General features: G+C 41.1%; 20 protein-coding genes. All 20 read right to left on the reverse strand.

What is annotated here, in order from left to right:
• Positions 1–181 precede the first annotated feature (181 nt).
• The 20 genes from lpxC to fadR all read right to left on the reverse strand — a co-directional run bounded on the left by lpxC (position 182) and on the right by fadR (position 24,129).
• Entirely contained in the window at positions 182–1,102 is a 921-nt protein-coding gene (gene lpxC / locus F542_RS08120; RefSeq protein ID WP_025267265.1) for a UDP-3-O-acyl-N-acetylglucosamine deacetylase, read from the reverse strand.
• Positions 1,103–1,127: 25 nt separating this feature from the next.
• Positions 1,128–2,366 (reverse strand): cell division protein FtsZ, encoded by a 1,239-nt coding sequence (gene ftsZ, locus F542_RS08125; protein WP_015431979.1) that lies wholly within the window; start codon positions 2,364–2,366, stop codon positions 1,128–1,130.
• Positions 2,367–2,410: 44 nt separating this feature from the next.
• Positions 2,411–3,685, reverse strand: a complete 1,275-nt coding sequence (ftsA, locus tag F542_RS08130) for a cell division protein FtsA (protein ID WP_025267266.1) — start codon at positions 3,683–3,685, stop codon at positions 2,411–2,413.
• 14 nt (positions 3,686–3,699) lie between these two features.
• Positions 3,700–4,485, reverse strand: a complete 786-nt coding sequence (locus F542_RS08135) for a cell division protein FtsQ/DivIB (RefSeq protein WP_025267267.1) — start codon at positions 4,483–4,485, stop codon at positions 3,700–3,702.
• Entirely contained in the window at positions 4,485–5,396 is a 912-nt protein-coding gene (locus F542_RS08140; RefSeq protein WP_025267268.1) for a D-alanine--D-alanine ligase, read from the reverse strand. Before F542_RS08140 ends, F542_RS08135 begins: the two co-directional genes overlap by 1 nt.
• A gap of 26 nt (positions 5,397–5,422) precedes the next feature.
• Positions 5,423–6,850, reverse strand: a complete 1,428-nt coding sequence (gene murC, locus F542_RS08145) for a UDP-N-acetylmuramate--L-alanine ligase (RefSeq protein ID WP_015431975.1) — start codon at positions 6,848–6,850, stop codon at positions 5,423–5,425.
• Between the two features lie 79 nt (positions 6,851–6,929).
• Entirely contained in the window at positions 6,930–7,985 is a 1,056-nt protein-coding gene (gene murG, locus F542_RS08150; protein ID WP_025267269.1) for an undecaprenyldiphospho-muramoylpentapeptide beta-N-acetylglucosaminyltransferase, read from the reverse strand.
• An 11-nt stretch (positions 7,986–7,996) separates the two neighbouring features.
• The gene (gene ftsW / locus F542_RS08155; RefSeq protein WP_025267270.1) at positions 7,997–9,190 is read right to left on the reverse strand and encodes a putative lipid II flippase FtsW; all 1,194 of its coding nucleotides are present in this window, start codon (positions 9,188–9,190) and stop codon (positions 7,997–7,999) included.
• The gene (gene murD / locus F542_RS08160; RefSeq protein ID WP_025267271.1) at positions 9,190–10,488 is read right to left on the reverse strand and encodes a UDP-N-acetylmuramoyl-L-alanine--D-glutamate ligase; all 1,299 of its coding nucleotides are present in this window, start codon (positions 10,486–10,488) and stop codon (positions 9,190–9,192) included. The genes ftsW and murD overlap by 1 nt, the downstream gene beginning before the upstream one ends.
• A gap of 40 nt (positions 10,489–10,528) precedes the next feature.
• On the reverse strand, positions 10,529–11,464 hold the full coding sequence (locus tag F542_RS08165) for an ADP-ribosylglycohydrolase family protein (protein WP_025267272.1): 936 nt from the start codon (positions 11,462–11,464) through the stop codon (positions 10,529–10,531).
• Between the two features lie 34 nt (positions 11,465–11,498).
• Positions 11,499–12,122 (reverse strand): LysE family transporter, encoded by a 624-nt coding sequence (locus tag F542_RS08170; RefSeq protein WP_025267273.1) that lies wholly within the window; start codon positions 12,120–12,122, stop codon positions 11,499–11,501.
• A gap of 73 nt (positions 12,123–12,195) precedes the next feature.
• Positions 12,196–13,278: a phospho-N-acetylmuramoyl-pentapeptide-transferase gene (gene mraY / locus F542_RS08175; RefSeq protein WP_025267274.1), complete on the reverse strand. Its 1,083-nt coding sequence runs from the start codon at positions 13,276–13,278 to the stop codon at positions 12,196–12,198.
• A 66-nt stretch (positions 13,279–13,344) separates the two neighbouring features.
• The gene (gene murF / locus F542_RS08180; protein WP_025267275.1) at positions 13,345–14,739 is read right to left on the reverse strand and encodes a UDP-N-acetylmuramoyl-tripeptide--D-alanyl-D-alanine ligase; all 1,395 of its coding nucleotides are present in this window, start codon (positions 14,737–14,739) and stop codon (positions 13,345–13,347) included.
• Positions 14,740–14,843: 104 nt separating this feature from the next.
• A complete protein-coding gene (gene murE / locus F542_RS08185) occupies positions 14,844–16,328 on the reverse strand; it encodes a UDP-N-acetylmuramoyl-L-alanyl-D-glutamate--2,6-diaminopimelate ligase (protein ID WP_025267276.1) in 1,485 nt (494 codons plus the stop codon).
• Positions 16,329–16,418: 90 nt separating this feature from the next.
• Positions 16,419–19,376 carry a transglutaminase domain-containing protein gene (locus tag F542_RS10790; RefSeq protein WP_025267277.1) on the reverse strand — a complete coding sequence of 986 codons (2,958 nt, stop codon included), beginning with the start codon at positions 19,374–19,376 and terminating at the stop codon, positions 16,419–16,421.
• Positions 19,377–19,459: 83 nt separating this feature from the next.
• Positions 19,460–21,514: a penicillin-binding transpeptidase domain-containing protein gene (locus tag F542_RS08195; protein WP_025267278.1), complete on the reverse strand. Its 2,055-nt coding sequence runs from the start codon at positions 21,512–21,514 to the stop codon at positions 19,460–19,462.
• The gene (ftsL, locus tag F542_RS08200; RefSeq protein ID WP_197017026.1) at positions 21,514–21,828 is read right to left on the reverse strand and encodes a cell division protein FtsL; all 315 of its coding nucleotides are present in this window, start codon (positions 21,826–21,828) and stop codon (positions 21,514–21,516) included. Before ftsL ends, F542_RS08195 begins: the two co-directional genes overlap by 1 nt.
• Positions 21,828–22,772 (reverse strand): 16S rRNA (cytosine(1402)-N(4))-methyltransferase RsmH, encoded by a 945-nt coding sequence (gene rsmH, locus F542_RS08205; protein ID WP_025267280.1) that lies wholly within the window; start codon positions 22,770–22,772, stop codon positions 21,828–21,830. Before rsmH ends, ftsL begins: the two co-directional genes overlap by 1 nt.
• A gap of 10 nt (positions 22,773–22,782) precedes the next feature.
• Positions 22,783–23,241, reverse strand: a complete 459-nt coding sequence (gene mraZ, locus F542_RS08210) for a division/cell wall cluster transcriptional repressor MraZ (protein ID WP_015431962.1) — start codon at positions 23,239–23,241, stop codon at positions 22,783–22,785.
• A gap of 165 nt (positions 23,242–23,406) precedes the next feature.
• Positions 23,407–24,129, reverse strand: coding sequence for a fatty acid metabolism transcriptional regulator FadR (fadR, locus tag F542_RS08215; protein ID WP_025267281.1), 723 nt, complete (start codon positions 24,127–24,129; stop codon positions 23,407–23,409).
• Positions 24,130–24,189: the final 60 nt, after the last annotated feature.

Genomic DNA, 24,189 nt, shown 5'->3' on the forward strand with positions numbered 1-24,189 from the left:
TTAAAATCTAATTTTAGACGTCTATATGTCTAAATAACTTGATTCCATATTCCAAGATTTCTCAACATTATGCAAATTCATAATTTTCAAAATAAACATGAATTTATTTCACACACATAAAAAACCGAAAAAAAAGCTGAATACAGTTCAATGTATTCAGCCTTAATTTAATACCTTTTAATTAAATAAAGATTTGTTCACTGACTTGGTAACCTTGAGGTACCTGCTCTTTATCTTCAAAGGTGACAAATTCCCATGCGTTTTCGTTAGCTAATACCGCTCTTAGTAATTTATTATTCAGACCATGTCCAGACTTATACGCTTTGAAATCACCGAGAATGTTATAACCACACATATAGAGATCACCAATAGCGTCCAGCATTTTATGCTTAACAAGTTCATCCTTAAAGCGTAAGCCTTCTTCATTTAAGATGCGATATTCGTCTAATACAATCGCATTATCCAAACTACCACCTAATGCTAAGCCTATTGATTGGAGATATTCGACATCTCGCATAAAGGTAAAAGTTCTAGCTCGACTCAAATTTTGAATAAAATTCTGGGCAGAGAATTCCATTTTATAATTACGTACTTCACTTGTAATCATTGGATGCGTAAAGTCAATGGTAAAATCAAGTTTTAAACCTTTTGAATATGGCTTAAACTCTGCCCATTTATCCCCTTCTTCTACTCGTACATTTTCTTTAATACGAATAAATTTCTTCGGTGCATTTTGCTCTTCAATACCTGCATCTAAGAGTAAATAGATAAATGGGCTTGCACTACCGTCCATAATCGGAATTTCGGGTGCATCAACTTCAACAATCACATTATCTAAGCCAAGTGCAGACATTGCTGCATTCAGATGCTCAACCGTAGAAATACGCACACCCTCATCATTAATCATACACGTGCAAAGTGTTGTATCTCGAATTGCATCAGCACTTGCGGGAAAGTAAACGACAGGATCTAAATCTGTACGTGCATAAATAATCCCTGTGTTAGCCGGTGCTGGACGCAGAGTTAAAGTCACTTTTTTCCCGCTGTGCAAACCAATACCTGTCACTTTGGCTGCCTGTTTTAGCGTTCTTTGCTTAATCATATCGTTTACCTTCTTAAAATATGGCTTAACCGTTATTACGATTTCTCATGAAATCTGGCATTGAAGCTGGAGAGAATAAGCTCCCCCGATCTACGGATGTCGGCGTATTCGTATTCACCGCTTGATGAGTATTACCAAATTGGTTTGGTTGCCCATACCGATGGGCTGCCATTGGATCATTATTTTGGTAACCATGCGGTTGTGGCACAGCCTGAGGTTGCGTATGAGGATCACGTCCCAACATTGGCGTTACTTTTTGCGGTACTGTTTCTTCTGGTTGCCCAATCCCTGTTGCAACAATAGTAACACGTAAACGACCCGCCAAATCAGGATCTTCTGCCGTCCCAACAATAATTGCCGCATCAGGATCTGCGAAACTTTCAACATAATCTAAGATAGTATTGTATTCAGCAAGTTCAATGTCACCATCAGATACAATATTCACGAGAATACCTTTTGCACCAGATAAATCCACATCTTCTAATAATGGGCTTGATACGGCTTCCTGAATAACGCGTTCTGCTCGACCTTCACCTTCAGCTTCTGCAGTTCCCATCAAAGCGCGTCCCATCTGAGACATAACTGTTGTCACATCGGCAAAGTCTACGTTTACTACACCCTGCTTAGTAATCATTTCCGTGATACCTAATACAGAATTACGTAACACATTGTTAGCATAAGCAAAAGCTTCATTCAATTTGACATTTTTAGGCAAGATTTTCGCCAATTTTTCATTTTGAATAATAATTAACGTATCAACATGCTTACTTAATTCACGAATACCTTGCTCTGCATAAGCTAGACGTTTTCTACCTTCACCTTTAAATGGTTTAGTGACCACTGCAACTGTTAATATATCTTTACTCTTGGCGATTTCAGCAATCACAGGAGCCGCACCTGTACCAGAGCCGCCCCCCATGCCAGCAGCAATAAAGACCATATCTGCTCCCTCAATCATATTAGAGAGGGCATCTCTATCTTCTTCTGCGGCTTCATAACCGACTTGAGGGTTACCACCAGCACCTAACCCTTTAGTTAAGCTTGCACCTATTTGAATAGTATTACGTACGGCACTGCTACGTAAAACCTGAGCATCGGTGTTTACAGAGAAGAACTCTACGCTACCCATATCATTTTCAGACATACTTTCGGTATCTGCACTTAAAACCATGTGGTTTAATGCATTACCGCCACCGCCACCGACCCCGATAACTTTAATTACCGCACCGTTGTTACTAAAATCATCAAAAATAGGTTCAAACATTCTTTAATTCTCCCAAAACCGACCGACTACTGTCAGCTTAAACTTTAAAAACTTTTCTTAATCCAATTGACTAAATTCTTTGCTTTATTTACTACTACATTAATTGCCGTGCCAATTTCATGTCCACCCAAATTTGGGCTAGAATCAACATCGTTATAGTGACTATATTGCAATAATCCAAGAACTGTCGCATATTGCGGTTTGTTTACATAATCCGTTAATCCCGTGATATTGAGCGGATGACCAACACGCACTTCAGAATTAAAGACAGATTTTGCACATTCTACAATATCTTCAATTTGAGAACCACCACCAGTTAAAACAATTCCTGCAATTAATTCTTGTTTTATCCCTTTTTGATAGAGTTCGACTCGTAATTGAGCTAATTCTTGCGCGATAACACCTAATAAATCGCGATAGCAACGTGCAGTTACTTCAGACAATTGAGTTCGAGTAAAAGTTCTTGGTGCTCTACCACCTAAGCCTTCCACAGTAATTTTTCGGTCTAAAGAATGCGCAGGAGGGCTAATTGCACTTCCATGCTGGATTTTCATATTTTCAGCTTGTTGGCGCGAAGTGGCAAAAACTTCAGCAATATAATCGGTAATATTATTACCACCAAACGGAATAACCTTACTAAAACGTAGTGCACCATCGGTATAAACTAGCACATCCATTGTGCCACCACCGATATCAATTAAACAAACCCCTAATTCTTTTTCATCTTCAGTGAGAACAGAATAACTTGAGGCTAAGCCAGAAAAAACAATCTGATCAATTTTATATTTACTACGTTCTACCGCATTTTTTAAATTTAGTAGCCAGTCGTTATGACAAGCAATCAAATGAGCTTGAGCAGTAAGGCGATTCCCTGCTAGATTAAGGGGATTTTTAGTCGCAGGCAGGCGATCGACACGATATTCCTGAGGAATAATATGCAGAATATCCAAACCATCAGGCAATTTCACTGAACGAGCAATATGAATTGCATTGTCCACATCTTCCTGACGAACAATTGTCGAAAGAGGAACCTGCCCACTTTCATTAAACGCGATAATCTCACCTGAAATTGATAATGTCACACCAACAACTTTGCAGCCATCAACGATATATTCTGCTTCCTCAATTGCTCGGCTAATAGATGTAATTACAGCATCAAGATCAATAACACCACCTTTATCAACGCCTTTTGAAGGGCAAATTCCAACGCCCATAACATTAATCACACCATCAGGTAATACTTCACCGATAACCGCAACGACTTTATGTGTACCAACATCAAGCCCTACAACAATTTTTGATTCTTCTGCTTTCGTCATATTTTCTGCCAAACTTAAAGTTTATTTTTTACAAATCCTACTGAAACCCCATGCTCATAGCGCAAATCCACATAAGATAAACGTTCTCCTTCTGGCATCTCAATATTTGGGAAAACCGCCACAAAACGGTCAATCTTCGGTAGCCAATCTCCCCGCCCTAAGATCAAACGTACGCCATTATCTAACGTGATCGTCCAAGCACCACGAGAATCCATTGTAACCGAGCTTAAATTCAAATTACGCAGTTGTAAATCCTGCTTAATCTTGCTCCAAGCACCTAACAGCGTTTTACCTTCAATGTCCGGCCCAGATAAAATGGGAAGCCCCTCTCCATTAAATCGCTCTTTCGGTAATGTGAAAGGTACCCCCTGTTCAGAGATATATCGTTCACCATTCCAGTGTGCTACGGGCTGATGCTCAATCAAAGTAATGCTTAAACGATTTGGAAAAACCTTCCTAACCACAACATCGCGCACCCATGGAATAGTTAAAAAACGCTGTTTTATTGCTTGAATATCCTGCCCAAAATAGCCTTTTAATGCTGGCTCCTGCGACAGAATATCACGAATATCAGCCTCAGTGGTAAAACGCGTCTTATGAGTTAAAGCAAACGATTTGATTGGCGTTTTATCCAAACGTTCCAACCACTCTGACCAATTCGAGTAAAGAATAAGCGTAAAAAGTAAACCACACAACATGATTGCAGGTTTCAGAAAACGCCTCCAATTCAATGGTTCCGTAGGCTTACTCGCTTTGGTTCGAATAACGGAAGCGTGTTTTTTACGCCAAACAACACCCATTACGCACTTAACTCCAACACTTTTTCAACTAATTGCTCAAAGCTATAACCCACTGTTGCCGCGGATTTGGGGAAAATACTGTGGCTCGTCATACCAGGGCAAGTATTCACTTCCACCAAGTTAAATTTACCGCTTGCATCTTCCATCACATCAATACGACTCCAGCCACGACAGCCAACAACATCATAGGCTTTTTTCACTAATTCTGCCACTTCCGCTTGACGTGTGGCATCAAGTGCCGGCACAACGTATTGCGTGTTATCAGAAATATATTTTGCGTGATAGTCGTAAAACTCACCTTCAGGAATAATTTGTACCGCTGGCAGCACTTCACCATCAAGCACAGGAACAGAATACTCCGCCCCTGCCAAGAACGCTTCCACTAATACAAGACTATCGAATTTTAAGGCTTCATTAATCGCAGGTAGTAATTCTGCTTCAGTTTTTACTTTGGTTACACCGACACTAGAACCCTCGCTAGCAGGTTTCACAAACACAGGTAAACCTAATTTTGCAATAATTTCTGCTGAATCAACCGCTTGTCCTCGTTGTACCACTGCCATTTCTGCCGTTGGTAGCCCTACCGCTTGCCATAATAATTTGGTACGAAATTTATCCAGTGTTACTGCTGAAGCCATAACACCACAACCGGTATATTTAATGCCCATCTGCTCTAGCGCACCTTGCAATACGCCATTTTCACCAATGCCGCCGTGCAAAATGTTAAACACACGTTGAATACCACGTTCTTTTAATTTTTCAATTGGAAATTCTTTAGTATCAATCGCTTCAACGTTATAACCTAAACTTTTTAATGCTTCATAAATTGCTGCACCAGAGTTAAGCGACACTTCACGTTCACTAGAAACGCCACCATAAAGCACCGCGATTTTTTCTTGTTTTAAGCTCATCTTATATTCCTTTTGTATTTATAGCGTTATGCCTTCCAACTTTCCGCTAAATCACGAGAAAGTTTGCTAACATTACCTGCTCCTTGTGCCAATACCAAATCACCATCTTGGATCACTTGATCTAACACCTCACCAAGCTGCGAAACGTCAGAAACCAAAATTGGATCAACTTTGCCAAGATTGCGAATTGAACGACACAGATCTTTACTTTCCGCTCCAATAATCGGGCTTTCTCCAGCAGCATAAACATTCAGCATAATTAGCGCATCCACTTGCGATAATACCTGTACAAAATCATCAAACAAATCACGAGTACGAGAATAGCGATGGGGCTGAAACACCATCACAATGCGTTTATTTTCCCAGCCTTGACGAGCCGCTTTAATAGTCACATCAACTTCCGTTGGGTGGTGTCCATAATCGTCTACTAACATAACTTTACCATTTGGACGAATGAATGAACCGAGTTGATCAAAACGTCTGCCCGCTCCTTGGAAATCTGCCAATGCAGCTAAAATGGCATCATTTGCAATGCCTTCTTCTTTTGCTACAGCCAATGCTGCCGTTGCATTTAATGCATTGTGTTTGCCAGGGACATTGAGCAATACGTCAATACGCTCCCCATTCGGACAAATCACCGTGTAATGCCCTTGAAATCCTGTTTGCTGATAATCTTCAATTCGGTAATCTGCTTTTTCATTAAAACCATACGTGAGCGTTTGGCGTCCGGCTTTCGCTGCCACCTCAAGCACTACATCATCATCAGCACAAGCCACTGTTAGCCCATAAAATGGTAAGTTGCGCAGAAACTTCACATAAGTCTCTTTCATTTTTTCAAAATCGCCACCATAGGTGTCCATATGATCCGGCTCAATATTAGTAACGACCGACACCATTGGTTGTAAATGCAAGAAAGAGGCATCACTCTCATCCGCTTCTGCAATCAGATAACGGCTTGCTCCTAAATGGGCATTTTTCCCAGCAGATTTCACTAACCCACCATTGACAAAAGTTGGATCTAAACCCGCTTGAGTATAAATCATTGAAATCATTGCGGTTGTAGTCGTTTTTCCGTGTGTGCCCGCAATGGCAATTCCGTGGCGAAAACGCATAATCTCCGCCAACATTTGCGCACGTTGAATCACAGGAATACGCGCTTCACGAGCAGCAACAATTTCTGGATTATCCTCATTAATTGCGGTTGATGCCACAACCACACTCGCACCTTGCACGTTTTCCGCTTGATGACCAATAAAAACTTTTGCCCCTGCTTCCTTTAGGCCTTGCACTGCGGCATTTTCAGCGATATCAGACCCTGAAATTTGGTAGCCTTCATTAAGTAAAACACCAGCAATACCGCACATACCCGCACCGCCAATCCCGATAAAATGGATCTGCTTTACGCGACGCATCTCTGGAATAATTTTTCGTACTTTATCTTGGAAATTCTTCATTATTAATCTCACTATATTTTATTCTTGCTTAACAAGCGGTTGATTTTGCAGGAAAATTCGCAAAATCAACCGCTTGTTATTAATTAGCCTCTTGCACAATCACTTCAGCAACACGTTTTGCTGCCAGTGGGCTTGCCATCTCACGCGCCTTAATTGCCATTTTGGTTAATTGACTACGATCTGCTACCAATGGCTGTAGCGCTTTAAATAAGCTGTCCGGCGTAAAATCCTTCTGCTCAATAATCACCGCAGCTCCTGCATTGGCAAGGTATTCTGCATTCAAAAATTGCTGACGATCTTTATGTTGAAACGGCACAAAAATGGCAGGCAAACCCGCTGCGGCAATCTCACACACCGTTAAAGCCCCTGAGCGGCAGATAACTAAATCAGCCCATTCATAGGCAGCTTTCATATCATCAATAAACTCGCTTGCCACACCATTGCCTGTTGCTTGGTAAATTGTTTCTACATCGCCCAATTTACCCTTGCCAACCTGATGGCTAATAAAAGCATATTGACCTAACTTCTCTGCCACATAAGGCACAGTTTGATTAATGACTTGAGCCCCTTGGCTTCCTCCCATAACCAAAATATTGATTGGGTAGCCTCGCTCAGCAAAACGTGTAGCTGGATCCCCTATTTCAAACAGATCTTGACGAACAGGATTACCAACGACTTCTGCGTTTGCAAATGCAGTAGGAAAGGCTTGCAAAGTTTTGCGAGCAATCTTCGATAACCATTTATTGGTTAACCCCGCTACCGCATTTTGCTCATGCAAAATCACCGGTACACCGCACAATTTTGCGGCAATACCTCCTGGTCCAGACACATAGCCGCCCATTCCGAGTACTGCATCAGGCTGATAATTTTTGATAATCTTACGTGCCTGCATAACCGCTTTTAAAATAGCAAAAGGGGCTTTCAACAAAGTCGCTAACCCTTTACCTTTAATCCCCGAAATTTCAATAAATTCAATTTCAATGCCATGCTTTGGTACAAGATCAGCTTCCATGCGATCTTTTGTGCCTAGCCAACGAATTTGCCAACCCTGCTGTTGTAATTCTCTTGCAACGGCAATCGCAGGAAAAACATGTCCCCCCGTACCACCTGCCATCACTAACAATTTTTTCGCCATTCTTTATTATCCTAATCTTCCGTTGTATAAGCATGTCCAATACGTGCTAATCGATTTTCGTGATCAATACGCAATAGCACCGCAACCGCAATCGCCATAATAACCAAACTTGAACCACCGTAACTAATCAATGGAAAGGTTAATCCTTTTGTTGGCAGTAAGCCCGATGCTACCCCAAGGTTTACAAAGCCTTGGAAAAAGATCCAAATACCAATCCCAAAAGCAAAAAAGCCTTTAAAACGTTCTTCTAAAATTAATGCCTCACGACTGATCTTTACAGCCCGAAAAGTCAAAGCGCATAATAATAACACAATAATGCTAATTCCAAAGAATCCAAATTCTTCACCAATGACTGCCATCACAAAATCGGTATGCGCTTCAGGCAAATAAGAAAGCTTTTGAATTGAATTTCCTAAACCTCGGCCAAAAAATTTGCCTTGTCCAAATGCCATTTGTGAATTTGCCAACTGGTAACCATCGCCATAAGCATCGGCAAAGGGATCCATAAAAGAGGTAACCCTTTTCAAGCGATATTCTGAAGTTAGCACCAAGAAAATAAATGCCAGTACCCCCGCAATGCCAAGAAAAATAAACTGCTTAATTCTCGCCCCCATAATAAAAAGCAGCGAGAATGTCAGAATAAATAATACAACTGTGCTACCCAAATCTGGCTGTAAAATCAGCAAAAATCCAAATAACATTAACACTGCAGCAGGTCGCCAGAAGCCAAGATTACTACTGCGAATTTCATCAAATTTCCGCACATAAAAGCTAGAGAAATAACAAATTACCGCTAACTTAGCTAACTCTGCCGGTTGAAAATTTAAAATGCCAAGCGGAATCCAGCGAGTCGCACCATTCACATTACGCCCAAAAATGAGGACGGCAATCAACAATGCTAGTGCAGAAAAAAACAGTATGATGTTATATTTTTCCCATTTTTCACTTGGGATTCGGCTAAATAGAAAAAAAGCAATGAGTGATGCTGCAACATATACAGCATCACGCACCGCGAAATAAAAAGGATCATTATATTGTGAAGTGGCAAATGGAATTGATGCCGATGTTACAGCGATAAAACCTATCACTAATAACCCTAAAAATAACCAAATCAACGTGCGATCATAAAGCGAATGTGATGGCGTTAATTTCGTCCATCGCACCCACTCGGTTTGAAATTTCTCTTTAAATTCCAACAATTGCATTATGCTATTCCTTTCGCTAATTTCATAAACTCATCACCACGTTGCTCAAAGTTTTTAAATTGATCCAAACTTGCACAAGCAGGTGAAAGCAATACCATGTCGCCAGCCTTTAATTTTGGACGAATTTGTTCAACGGCTTGATACATGGTTTCAACCAACACACTTTGCTGTGATAATTTCGCTAATTCTGCCCCATCTTGCCCAAAGCAATAACAAACAATATTCGGTTTATTGATCAATGGTTTTAGCTCTGAAAAATCAGCAGATTTGCCATCACCACCGAGCAAGAGATAAAGCGTACCAGCTACTTCTAATCCGTGCAATGCCGCAACCGTACTCCCCACATTAGTAGCTTTGGAATCATTCACCCAACGCACACCATCATCGGTTTTTATTGCTTGGAAACGGTGTGGTAAACCACCGTAAGTTTTTAACGCTTTGATGATCCCTTCTCTCGGCACCTCTGCTTTTTCTGCCAGTGCAATGGCCGCCAATGCATTCATTACGTTGTGTCTGCCTTTAATCAGCATTTCATCAATCGCAATAATCGCTTCACCATTAGCATAAAGTTTACCGTTGCAAGCGGTGTAATTTGCATTATTTTCTGCAAAACTCACCGCTTGCATTTCTTTATCTGGATAAGTTAATTGATCTTCCGCATTAACAATCACATTTTCCGCATTCTCATAAATACGCAATTTTGCTTGGCGATAGTTTTCTAATTTATTGTCGTATCTGTCCATATGATCTTCGCTCACATTCAAAATCGTTGCCGATTTCGCTTTAAGCGAATAAGTGGTTTCTAATTGGAAACTAGAAAGCTCTAATACATAAAGATCATATTCATCTTTCAACAAGCTCAACGCTGGCACGCCAATGTTGCCCCCCATTCCCACACGCATTCCTGCCTGTGTTACCATTTCTGAAACAAGGCTAGTCACCGTGCTTTTGCCATTTGAACCTGTAATCGCAATAATCGGGGCTTTCGCTTCACGGCAAAACAGCTCAATATCGCCCACTACTTCCACCCCTGCGTTAATCGCTTCTTGAATTTCAGGTGTCGCAAGGGCAAGTCCGGGGCTAATCACAATTAAATCGCTTGAAAGCAACCATTCACGATTTAGCCCACCTTTATGCAATGGAATATCTACGGGTAATTTATCTGCGCCCGCTGGGGTTGCTCGGGTATCAATCACACGCACATTAGCTTGCTTATCTTTAAAAAATTCCACACAGGATAAGCCTGTTGTGCCTAAACCAATAATGGTGATAGTTTGGTTTTGGTATTGCATTTTAATCTCCATAGGGTGCAACTTGTTGCACCCGACTCATGTTATTTTATATTCCACACCCACAGGCACATTTTCCACTACTACGATGAGCAATCAATCGTTCGGCAATTTGAGCAATATCTTCTTGACGATAAAGCCATTTCAACCAATTTTCAGGAATGTTCTCTACGCCATAAAATGCCCCTGCGATTTGTCCACAGACGGCAGCGGTGGTGTCGGCATCATCGCCTAAATTGGCGGCAAGCAAAATCGCCTCTCGGAAATTATCAGTATGCCAAAATGCCCAAAGTGCGGCTTCTAGGCTTTCTACAACATAACCTGAGCCTTTAATTTCATCAGCATTTTTGCTTTGATAATCGCCACGCACAATATGAGCGATATGTTGGTAATCGTTTGGCTCAAAACCATCAAAAATCACTGTTTTTTCTTTGCCCTGTAAAGCATTGGCAAGCAGTTCGGCAAAATAACCACAAGCTTCTAAGCAAGCAGGGCTGGCATGAGTAGTTTTAGAACTTAACACCGCATAACGTTTGATGTTTTCAGGTTGATGAAAATAGAAAAGGGAAATGGGAGCGATTCGCATAAGTGAGCCATTGCCAGCTTTATTCGGATCATCATCTTTGCTATATGAACGCCCTGTTTGTTGAAAATCGGTAAGTTCGTTACGAGTATGGTTGCCGATGTCAAAAGCAGGTTGTCCTTGACGCACAGAATTATAGCCCTCTGTTGCCCAACGCAGATAACGAAAAAGCTGATCTTGTGCATCAAAACTTTGGCAAGCGAGTAGGCTATCAGCAAGGCAAAGTGCCATTGATGTGTCGTCCGTCCACTCGCCCCGTTGACGTTCCCAAACACCACCGCCAACCATATCGGTAAGTGGTTCAGCGATACGCTCTCTCGGTACAAATTCCAATGTCGCCCCAACGGCATCACCACAGGCTAACCCTAATAAACAACCTTTTGCTCGGTTTTCTAAATTCATTTTGCAAAATTTCTCTTAAATTAAACCGCTTGTATTAACCTGAAATCACTTTTATGCCTAAACCTACCATTACAGTTCCTAGCAGACGATCAATCCAATGCCCTGCTTTTTGAAACTGTGCATTAACCTGTGGAATAGAAAGTAAAAAAGCAACGGTGGCAAACCACGCAAAGAGCAAAAACATCATCCATAAGCCGTAAATTGAGAGTTGCCATAATGGCATTTCTGGCGATAGCACCACAGTAAATACAGAAACTAAATAAACAGGGGCTTTGGGATTTAATACGTTACACAAAAAACCTTTCCAAATGCTTTTTCCATAACTTTGTGGAGCGAGTTTTTCTTGTTTAATTTCAACCACTTCATTTTTTGCTCGAGCTTTCAAGCCTTGATAACCGAGCCAAATCAGATAAGCACCACCGACGATTTTAATCGCCGTTAAAAGCCAAGCAGCATTAGCAATTACAACGGCTAAACCCATTATTGAGTAAAGAATGTGTACGCTAAAACCTAAAGCCACTCCTAAAGCACACAGCAAACCTGTTGCTCTGCCACGACTTAATGTCTGTTGGGAAACAAAAATAAAATCAGGACCTGGTGAAATTGCCGCCAAAATATGAATAGCAGTAATCACACCAAATCCGTACCAAAATTCCACTGTTGATTCTCCTTTGCAAAATTTTTTTAAAATCTGCTCGCTTGTAAAGGCGTACAACGTACGCCCTTACCGATTAACGAAGTTTCAAGGTTAATAACCCCACCAATACCAACATTAAGGTAATGATCCAAAAACGTACGGTAACACGAGGTTCTGGCCAGCCTTTGAGTTCAAAGTGGTGGTGAATTGGTGCCATACGGAAAATACGTTTTTGGCGAAGTTTATAAGAGCCGACTTGTAGAATTACAGAAAGAGCTTCCACCACAAACACCCCACCCATAACCACAAGCAATAGTTCTTGGCGAACGAGTACCGCAATCACGCCGAGTACACCGCCCAAAGAGAGTGAGCCAACATCGCCCATAAAGACTTGTGCAGGGTAGCTGTTATACCAAAGGAAACCGAGTCCTGCACCAATAATAGCGGTACAGATAATGGCTAATTCCCCTGCGTAGCGGATATAAGGAATATGGAGATAGTTAGCAAATTCGGTATTCCCCGTCGCCCACGCAATCAAACCAAATGCACCTGCAACCATAATCACTGGCACGATAACTAAGCCGTCTAAACCGTCCGTCAGGTTTACTGCATTGCTTGTTCCCACTAAGACAAAATAGGTTAAAACAATGTAAAACAAACCAAGCTGTGGCATCACATCTTTAAAGAATGGGACGACTAATTGAGTAGCGGCAGTGTCTTTGCCGAGTGCATACATAATAAAAGCGGAAACCAAAGCGACCACTGAAAGCCAGAAGTATTTCCAACGAGCCACTAAACCATCGGTATTTTTGCGTTTAATTTTCCAGTAATCGTCCACAAAACCAATTGCCCCATAACCAAATAGCACAAACATTGTGATCCAAACATAGGGATTGCGTAGATCTGCCCAAAGTAAAGTACTCACACCAATGGCAAACAGAATCATAATCCCGCCCATTGTTGGCGTACCACGCTTTTTATAGTGGCTTTCAGGGCCGTCATTACGTACTTCTTGCCCAAATTTGAACAGTTGTAAACGACGAATCACTGTTGGTCCAATCCACAGTCCAATGATCATTGCGGTAAGCATTGCCATAATCGAACGGAAGGTAATGTAAGAAACGACATTGAAAATCGTATTAAATTGCACGAGATACTCGGCGAGCCAAACTAACATTGTTGTTTTTCCTCTGAAAATAACTATTGTAGGGGCGAATGACATTCGCCCTCTACATCGCAAAAATTAAAATTCTTTGCCAAAATAATCACAAATCCCTTTGATGATCTCTTCCATTTTTTGCGAACGAGAGCCTTTTGCTAATAATACAAGCGGTTGATTTTCTGCTTTTTTCTGCAAAATTGTTTGAATTAAAAAATCCGTCATCGCTTGTTTACCGGTGAAATGGTGTGCTGGATTATCGCTAATCACTGCACTCTCTTTGCCAAATGAAACCACTAAATCTAAATTGGCATTTTTTGCCGCAGTGGCGACCGCTTGATGTAGCTCGGCACTTTCCACGCCAAGCTCTGCCATATCGCCAACAGCAAAAATGCGGTATGCCGAATAGCTTTTTAGCACGTCAATTGCTGATTTCATTGAATCTACATTGGCATTGTAACTATCATCAATCAATAGCAAATCATCACTGATTGATACGGGATACAATCTCCCTTTTACGCTAGATTTTTGCTCTAAGCCCGCTTTCACTGAGGCTAAATCAGCGCCTACTGCCATCGCTAACGCCGTTGCTGCCAACGCATTGCTGACATTATGCGCCCCTAAATGTGGTGAGTTTATTTCTATTTCGCCCTGTGGGGTATGTAACGTAAATCTTGCACCATTTAAATGTAGCACAACATTTTCCGCCCAATAATCTGCATAACTATCTTGATCAGATTCGGTGTAACTAAATGAACGCAATTCACGATGACCAATCTCTTTTTGCCACTCTGGGTAGTAGTGAGCAAGATTGACTATCGCAATGCCGTTTTCAGGCAAGCCACGATAAATTTCGCCTTTTGCTTGTGCCACACCAGAAAGTGATCCAAAACCTTCAATGTGAGCGTGTGCCACATTATTCACCAAACACGCATCGGGCTGTGCAATTGCCGTGGTATAAGCGATTTCACCAATGTGATTTGCACCTAATTCCACCACCGCAAATTGATGTTGCTCCGTTAAGCGAAGTAGGGTCATTGGCACGCCAAAATCATTATTGAGATTACCAAAGGTGTAAAGCACTTTATCGGGGTTACCCACAAAATGCTGCAAAATTTTTGCGGTCATCTCTTTTACGCTAGTTTTGCCTGACGAACCTGTCATCGCAACGGTTTTCGGGTTTAATTTAGCTTTGAGCCATTTTGCTAATTCCCCCAGTGCAAGACGAGTATCTTCAACGATAATTTGTGGTACAGCAACATCACACTGTTTTTCTACGACCACTGCTACATTGCCTTGTTCAACGGCCTGTTTAAGATAGTGATGGGCATCAAATTTTTCGCCTTTTAAGGCAAAAAATAAGCCGTTTTCTACCGCTTGACGGGTATCGGTGCTGATGGTTTCCACCGCTATTTGACTGTCGCCGATGAGTTTTCCGTTTAGGATTTCAGCGAGATCTTTTGTTGTGAGTTTTATCATTGTTGTTTTCTATGTTTGAAAAATTTTGTAGGGGCAAACCAATGTGTCCGCCCATTGAATTTCATTAGATATTCGGGCGGACACATCGGTCCGCCCCTACAGTTTTACTCTAAGAATTTTTTCACCCATTCCTGATCCGAAAAATGATACTTTTTCGTGCCAATAATCTGATAATATTCGTGTCCTTTACCTGCGATTAGCACCACATCTTTTGGGTCTGCTTGTTCAATCGCTTGTTCTATCGCATATTGGCGAATGTGCATGGTTTGCACCGCTCTTGGTTTATGAAAGCCTTGTAGAATATCGGCAAAAATCACATCAGGATCTTCGGTTCTTGGGTTGTCATCTGTGACGATCACTTTATCCGCTAATTGCTCAGCAATACTTGCCATCAATGGGCGTTTGCCTGTATCACGATCACCACCACAACCAAATACGCACCATAAATCGCCTTCACAATGTAGGCGTGCCGCTTGCAGGGCTTTTTCTAACGCATCTGGGGTATGTGCATAATCTACAATAACCATTGGCATTTCTTTGCTGTTACTTTGGCTGATTAAGCACTCCATTCGTCCACTGACGCCTTGTAGTTGAGAGACCGTTTCAATCAATTTATTGAAATCGTGCCCGAGTACAAGTAAACCTGCAAAAGCAGTTAATAAATTCGCGACATTAAATGCCCCAATTAAACGGCTTTCTAATTTGCCATTGCCCCACGAGCTTTCAAATTCAATGTTCGCCCCTTTTAAGGTGTAGCTTACTTTCACCGCTTTAATCCAACGCTTTTGACTTGGTTGGAAATTTGGATCACAGCTTACCGCTACCGCATGAGGCAGTTTCACAAGCCATTGTTGCCCGATTTCATCATCGGCATTGATCACTTGGGCTTTGGTATTCAGCTCGCTAAATAGGCGGAATTTCGCTGCCGCATACTCTTCCATTGTGTGGTGATAATCCAAATGATCACGGCTTAAATTAGAGAATAAGGCTAAATCAAATTGCAAGGCTTCAGCACGATACTGGGCGAGACCGTGTGAAGAAACTTCCATCGCACAGAAATCTGCCCCTAATTTCACAAAATTCGCCAGATTACGCTGAATTTCAATGGCTGAACCAGTGGTATTGACTGCCTCAGAAACTTGTCCGTATAAGCCGTTACCAATAGTTCCCATCACCGCTGATTTGCCACCAAGCAAGTTATGCCATTGGGCAAAAAGTTGGGCAGTAGTGGTTTTTCCGTTGGTGCCCGTAATGCCGACTAGCGTCAATTTTTCCGATGGATTGCCATAAAATGCCCCTGCAATTGCAGAAAGCATTTGAGGTAAATTCGGCACATTGAGCACCGTGCAATTTGCAAAATTTTCATCAATTTGCACCGCTTGTACATCGTTTTCGGCTTCTGCCAGCACTAACGTAGCCCCTTGTTCAATCGCTTTGTGGATAAATTTTCTGCCGTCCACATTATGCCCTTTTAGAGCAACAAAGAGATCGCCTTGCTCAACAACTCGGCTGTCTAATACTATTTGATTAAGCTTGGTTAATAGCGTGTATTCCTCAAGCTTAGGGAAAAATGAAAGTAAGCGGTTCATTGTTCTTATCCTTTATTTCCGAAACAGGAATAGAATAGAAAAATAACAAAACTGCCTTGACCATCAAGGCAGCCTTAAATATTAAATAACTTAGGCAACAATATACTGAATTTGTGTTTCATCCAATCCTGTGGGTAACACAGCAAACACTTCACCATTGTAGCTTAATGTCCCCTTTTCAGCATTATATTGAATTTGCTCATGTACATTTTGCGCCGTTACACTATTAAAAATACTTGTCACAAGCTGAATTTTATCTTCACTTAGAGAAAACTCTGGTAATTGCTCAATATTGTCTGGACTCAGAGGTGCATCAAACACAAATGTATCGGCGCTGTTACTCCCAACATCCATATTATTAGCTAGACTACTTATGAGATCATCATTTGCCCCTCGAAGATCATACTCTTCATCTATCACATAACGCCCTATATCTAGCTCATCTGGATTTGTACTCATAAAGCTTGCATGCCTACTATTACTTAATGAATTAGGCTCAATCTGCTTTGATTCTTCAAAGTTAATCAAGTTATCAGCATTTGTAAGATTATTTAACGTAATTTCAGCTAGCTCATTGTCAGGTTCATGCAACTCGGTAGTATCCAGCTCAGTGACGGCTTTACTTATCCGTAGTGTATTGAGTCTCCCTGTAAGATTTTCTATCTGGGATGCATTAAGAGAAGCCTCATTTAATATACCTTCGGCTTCGTTAATCGCTTGTTTTAAGGCGATATGCTGTGAATCCTGCGGATTAAAATAATCATCATTGGGATAATAAGCATCTTTAAATTTTGCGAGCGCCAATGCTTTTCGTAAAGCGATGTTACCGCCCAAAGTAGCTTCTGGAATATCACTTTCTGATTTTAGCGCAATACTAGATACTTCATCGACCCCGATATTCTTTTCTTTTTGTAGGTTTTTTCCTTGGTAATCAATAGAGTAAATCGCATATCTTCCCTCAGCTTGATCAAAATCGACAAAATAGATTTTATCTTTACCAAGTTCTAACCGTAATTCACTTTTATGCAGTTTAGCTGAAATGGTATGCAATGTTTCAGATGCTTCACCGATTTTCGCTCTAATAATTTCCTTGCTGCTTTTATTTATAAAATGCCAGTAACCATTATGAAAAACAGCATCCGTTTGATTAAGATTATTTCTAAAAAATGCCGTATCACTAAAATCAAAACGTGAGCTATCCGCTGGCGGAATTTGATAAAAACTTAACGGCTGAGGGTGTTTCTCATTAAAGTAAAATTTATTATCTGAAGTTAAAAAGTATGCGCCTAACGCAAAAGGTAATCGAGGGTTATCATCCCAAGTCGCATCAACGTTATACCATTGCCCATCAATCTTAATTCTATTCCAAACATGAGCCATTGAGCTATTCGGTAATACTGCTGACACAACCATCTGTGTTTCAATACCTAATAAATCCATCAATAGGCGATAGGCAGAACTATACCCCTCACAAACTGCTTTTTGATGTACTAATGCTCCAACAGAATGAAATGGGTGTCCCTCCTCTTTGTAGAAAACCTCTTTTATAAGACGATTGTACATTGCATAAGCAATATCTGCCTGCCCCATTCCTTCACGCAAATCGTTGTAATAACTCTCTAGGCTTTTCTCCATGAGATTATAGTATTCACCAATCTTTTGAGTAGGGATACTATATCCAATATTATAGCTTTTAACTTCATTAGGATTCTCTGCTTTATACTGCCAAGAGTACTCCCCTGTATGGTTCAAATGAAACAAAAATGGATATTTTATCTTGAAGCTGTCATACCAATTTTTATATTCAGCATCTGTAGCATAGAGATAATCCTGCCCTGCGACTATCTTAGTTTCACTAATGTTGAGATCGCTAACATCAATGCGTTCTTCCCCTTTTAAAGCCGCTTGGAATATTCGACGAATAAACTGCTCTTTAGGCGTAAGTTTTTCTTCCTCCGCTCGCTCAATTTCTAGACGGATTGTTTCTTTTTCTACATCTAAGCGTTCCTGCTCTGCCTTTTCTGCCTCTAAACGCACCTGTTCCGCTTTTTCCGCTTCTAAACGCGCTTGTTCTCGTTTTTCTGCTTCAAGGCGCACTTGCTCCGCCTTTTCTGCCTCTAAACGCGCCTGTTCCGCTTTTTCCGCTGCTAAACGTGCTTGTTCTCGTTTTTCTGCTTCAAGGCGCACTTGCTCCGCCTTTTCTGCCTCTAAACGCACCTGTTCCGCTTTTTCCGCTTCTAAACGTGCTTGTTCTCGTTTTTCTGCTTCGAAGCGCACTTGCTCCGCCTTTTCTGCCTCTAAACGCACCTGTTCCGCTTTTTCCGCTGCTAAACGTGCTTGTTCTCGTTTTTCTGCTTCAAGGCGCACTTGCTCCGCCTTTTCTACCTCTAAACGCACCTGTTCCGCTTTTTCCGCTTCTAAACGTGCTTGTTCTCGTTTTTCTGCTTCAAGGCGCACTTGCTCCGCCTTTTCTGCCTCTAAACGCACCTGTTCCGCTTTTTCCGCTTCTAAACGTGCTTGTTCTCGTTTTTCTGCTTCGAAGTGCACTTGCTCTGCCTTTTCTGCTTCTAAGCGTGATTGTTCTGCTTTTTTAGTTTCTAATCTAACAGGTTCTACTGTCGTTTTGTCTGTATGAGTAGAACCATTATTATTGCCACCACTTTTACCACCGCTAGATGATGCTGCAGCAACAATCCCCCCCAGCAATAGTAGTCCCCCTGTAGTATAAAGAAGAGTACCAGTACTGATACGATTTTCCCCTTGCTCTACAAGGATTTCCGCTGTTGGGATAGTAAGACTATTTTCTGCTTCTCCCCATGCAAAACCTTCTGGGTTTTCAAGATAAACGATAGGAACATTACGTGTTTTTTCAAACAGCACAATATCTTGACCATTTGTCGTGCTAGCAGAAATTTCCAATACTTTGCTATTTTCATCAACTAATTGGTAAGATGTATTTGGTTGCAATTTAAGCTTGAGGCTACTGTTGGGAGTAACCGCTATAGTTTCTTCGAATTCAGCGTGACTAATTTTGAGATGCATCGTCATTTTATATTCCTTAATACATTATTTTTGTGGTGAATAAATGTCATCCCTTACTTCACTATTAGTTATATAAACTAATATTCTCCTTAATTTAAATTATCTGGTTTAATATTCCTCGCTTTCAGACTATAGCCCATAATTTTAGAGAATAATGGTGCAGAAATTGCACCGCCATAGTAGGCTCCTGCTTTCGGCTCGTTAATTAATACCACCAATGCAAAGCGCGGATCACTTGCTGGAGCAATACCTGCAGTATAAGCAAGATATTTTTCTACATACTGCCCTTTTTCCAACTTACGTGCCGTACCCGTTTTGACTGCAACACGATATCCGCTAACCGCCGCATGCTGTCCACCTTCGCCTTTTTGTGCCACACTCTCCATCATTTTTACCACGTCTCGGGTAATCTTTTCTGGTAACACTCGTTCACCAATCACGGGCGGATCAACTTTAGTTATAGATAATGGACGATAAATCCCAAAACTGCCTAAAGTCGCATAAGCTCGAGCTAGTTGAACAGGAGTAACATTCAAACCATAGCCATAGGACAGCGTAGCACGTTCAATATCTGACCAACGCTTACGATCACCATTTGAGCCTTGTGTTTCTCCCCCAAGTCCTAAACCTGTGCTTTTACCAAAGCCAACTCGATTATAAGTATCAATTAGCAAAGCGATTGAAGGCAAACGTAATGCTAGGCGAGATACCCCGATATTACTTGATTTTTGTAAAATCCCAGTCAGAGTTAAACTTTCACGCGGGGCAACATCTTTGATTGTATGCCCATTCACAGTAAATGGACGAGTGCCAATCACTTCATCCATATAGGTGACTTTATTTTGTAGTGCCGTTAAAACCACTAAGGGTTTAACCGTTGAACCTGGCTCAAACGTATCCGTAATTGCCCGATTTCGAGCCGCTGCTGTAGCAAATCCCCTACGATTAGGATCGTTTGGATTAAATGATGGCGCATTTGCCATTGCAAGAATTTCACCGGTTTGCACATCAACCAATACCGCTGTGCCAGATTCCGCCTTATTTTCAGCAACAGCACGTTTGATCTCTTCATATGCCATTGACTGTAATTCAGCATCAATACTTAACTCCAAATCATTCGGGTCAAACGCTTTTTGCTCCTGTAACAAGCCAACCATATTACGATTACGGTCTCGCCGCACAACTTTCTTACCGTCTTTCCCCATCAGCATGTCGTTAAAGCTATATTCAATCCCTGCGCCATTATCTTGATCTTGCAAAGGAATCCCAACCCGAGAATCTCGCCCAATCCCTTCTTTATTAGTATAACCCACCAATTGTGCCGTAATTTCACCAAGTGGATAAACACTACGTGGCTCAACTTTAATCACAATACCGACAATGCGTAACTTACGCACATAATCAGCAATTTCTTCTTCTAGATGACGTGCAATATAAGTAAAACGATCATTAGAGCGCTTGTACAGCAACTCAAGTAATTCGTTATATTTTTTACCACTTTGCTTAGCAAGCGCTTGTAATTTCTCTGTTTCTCTTCGAATCACATCGTATTCCAAACGCAGAAATTCTGATTGTGGATTGTTGCGCACCTTTTCAATGAGCAAGTTATAATCCGCTCCACTAGAACGTGCAAGCAGCGTCCAATAATCTTCACCTTTGATATTAAACAGAGCACGGGGATCATATTTTTTAGGCGCATCTTTCGCTGTACGTTGCTTAATGAAATTATTGACCGCAGCTTCCATTTTGCTTGCCGAAATCCCGATTTCACGTGAAAGTTGTCTCCATCTCACACGATCTTTCCGTAATTTGTCATCAAAATATTCTTTTGGATCCATTGTAATTGAGTGCATAGGCACACTTACAGACAAAATTTGCCCATTACGATCCAAAATTTTGCCACGAGTAAACGGCAATTGCTCTGTACGAATAGAACGTTTATTCGCCTCCTCAATTAAACGTTCCGAATCAACTACCTGCAAATAGAAACTCTGTGCTAGTAAACCAACTGCCATCAAGCCTAATAATAAATAGATAATGCCAAAGCGAATCGGTAAAAAACTCGCTTTGGCTTTTCCATTTGCCTGATGCTCTGCACTATTTTCAGCTAGGGCTGCTTTTTTAGGTTTGATGCTTTTCTTCATTATTCTTCAACTAAAATCACTTCTTGTTCTTTTTTTAATGGCTGTAAGCCTAATTGTTTAGACAAATCTTCAATATTCTTTTTATAGCCTAGGGTATTCTCTGTGACTTGCAAATGCAAAAAAGCATTATCCAGCTCTTGAATTTGCTGTAACAACACACCTTGCTGACTTGTTTGCAAACGAGTTTGGTGTGTAATCCAAATTGTGAGTAACGCACTGATTATAGTAGCGATTAATAACAATACCGCTACTTTATTATGGCTAAAAAAGTCATCTAAAATAATTTGATTAAGTGGATAACGTTCGTTTGACATCAATTACTTCTCCGCTGAGCAACCCTGAGTACAGCACTGCGTGATCTCGGATTAGCACTAATTTCCGCCTCACTTGGCATAATCGCCTTACCTACTGTTTGCAATGGAATATTCTTATTTAACTCACTTTCCAAAATAGGCAAGCCTTTTGGTACAGGTTCTCCCTTACTATGTTTACGCATAAACTGTTTAACCATTCGGTCTTCAAGAGAATGGAAACTGATAATAGATAGCCGACCTTCTGCTGCAAGTACACTTAATGCAGAATTCAATGCTTTCTCTAACTCATCAAGCTCACTATTGATAAAAATTCGAATCGCCTGAAACGAGCGGGTGGCGGGATGTTTATGTTTGTCTTTGAACGGCACAGCGCTAGCGATAATCTCAGCTAATTGAAGAGTTCGCGAAATTTTTTCTTTTGCAGATTTATTGTAAGAAACGACCGCTTGTGCAATCCGTTTAGCAAAACGCTCTTCGCCAAATTCCTTTAACACCCAAGTAAGATCATCTACTGAAACCTGTGCCAACCACTCCGCAGCAGATAAACCTTTGGTGGTATCCATACGCATATCCAAAGGCCCATCTCGCATAAAACTAAAGCCACGTTCAGCTTCATCTAGCTGAGGTGATGAAACACCAAGATCAAGTAAAATACCATCAATTTTGCCTGTTAAGCCAAGCTCTTCACAGATATCTGGAATCGCAGAAAATGCACTATGTACAATTTGGAAACGAGGATCTGAAATGGTTTTTGCCTCTGCAATTGCCCGAGGATCTCTGTCAATCGCAATTAAACGACCTTTTTCACCCAACTGAGAAAGAATTAAACGCGAATGACCTCCTCGGCCAAAAGTACCATCAATATAGATGCCCTCGGCTTTTAATGCTAAGCCATCTACCGCTTCATGCAATAACACGGTAATGTGTTTTGGAGTCTCGCTCATAATGAATCCGTTATAAAGAAAGTTGTTTTAATACATCGTTGTCCGACATTTCGTTAGAACAGCCAAATGCCAAATCTTCCGCAATTTGGGCTTGCCATTGCGCTTCTTGCCAAATTTCAAATTTATTTAATTGCCCAACCAGCATAATTTCACGCTCTAGGGCTCCGTGTTTGCGTAGCACAGGGCTTAATAAAATCCGACCGTTACTATCCATCTCACATTCACAGGCAAAGCCTTGCATAACACGCTGAACACGGCGTTGAGCCGGATCAAAGTTGGATAATTGCAGCAATTTCTGTTCGATAATTTCCCACTCATGTAATGGATACAATAGCAAGCATGGCTGACGTATATCGACAGTGCAAATTAATGTACCGCCATGTTGTTCTATAAGCTCAGTACGATAGCGGGTCGGAATGGAAAACCGCCCTTTGCTATCAAGATTTATTAACGTTGCACCACGGAACATAAACTTATACCATTGCTATTGGAAAGCACCTTTCCACAAAATCCCACTTTTTACCACAAAAGCAGCGGGATTTTATAGATTTAAGCCAAGCGGGGCAAGCTGTTTATTGAAAAACAGAAGGGGAGCAAATATGTTCTGCTCCCCTCTTTTATCAATACTTTTTAACTATTCACCTAAGCTAGCGGGTAAATTGCGAAGGACTTCTGTCCAAATTTCACTACTACGTAGGCGGTGTGCGTGTAGATATTCTGAGACTTTCTCCTCATCAGCCTGCTGACAAGCGGTGCGTAATTGACAATAAAATGCAAAGGTTTCCTGCCTAAAATCAGCGCTATTAAAAACAAGTGTAGCAACTTTCTGATACAACTCTTTAAAGGAATTTAAAATCAGCCCATAGACTGGTTTATCTGCCATAAAAGTAAATCCACGATACAAGGCATAATCAAATGCGGCATAAGCAAGTGCGGTATCCTGCAGCTGCTCAAGCCCGTCAAACAATGTGACACACTCTGCTGCACGGCGTTTTACCGCATCGGGAATATAAATTTCGCCCATTTTAGTACGCAATGAAACCACATTGGTAATGATCATCGGCATAATTGAATGATCTAATTGAATCAAGGTTTCAATAATATTCGGCCCTGCCGTTTCCCAAATATTATTCACTTTAGTAGCTTTACCATGTTGAATATTCAACCAGCCATCGCGCGCCAAACGTTGCAGAACTTCTCGTAATGTCGTGCGAGTAATCCCTATCATGTCAGCTAGTTCTCTCTCAGCAGGCAAATCAGAACCAACCGGAAACCGATTATTCCAAATGCTTTTAACAATAAATTCTTCCGCGAGAGCCGCGGGGCTTTGTGCTTTTAAGATTTCCGATTTATCCATTACGATCCTAGGACTTTATAATAAAAATTTAGAACCTAACTATTATCGTTTAATCGAAAC

The organism is Bibersteinia trehalosi USDA-ARS-USMARC-188 (assembly GCF_000521725.1).
Taxonomy (GTDB): Bacteria; Pseudomonadota; Gammaproteobacteria; order Enterobacterales; family Pasteurellaceae; genus Bibersteinia; species Bibersteinia trehalosi.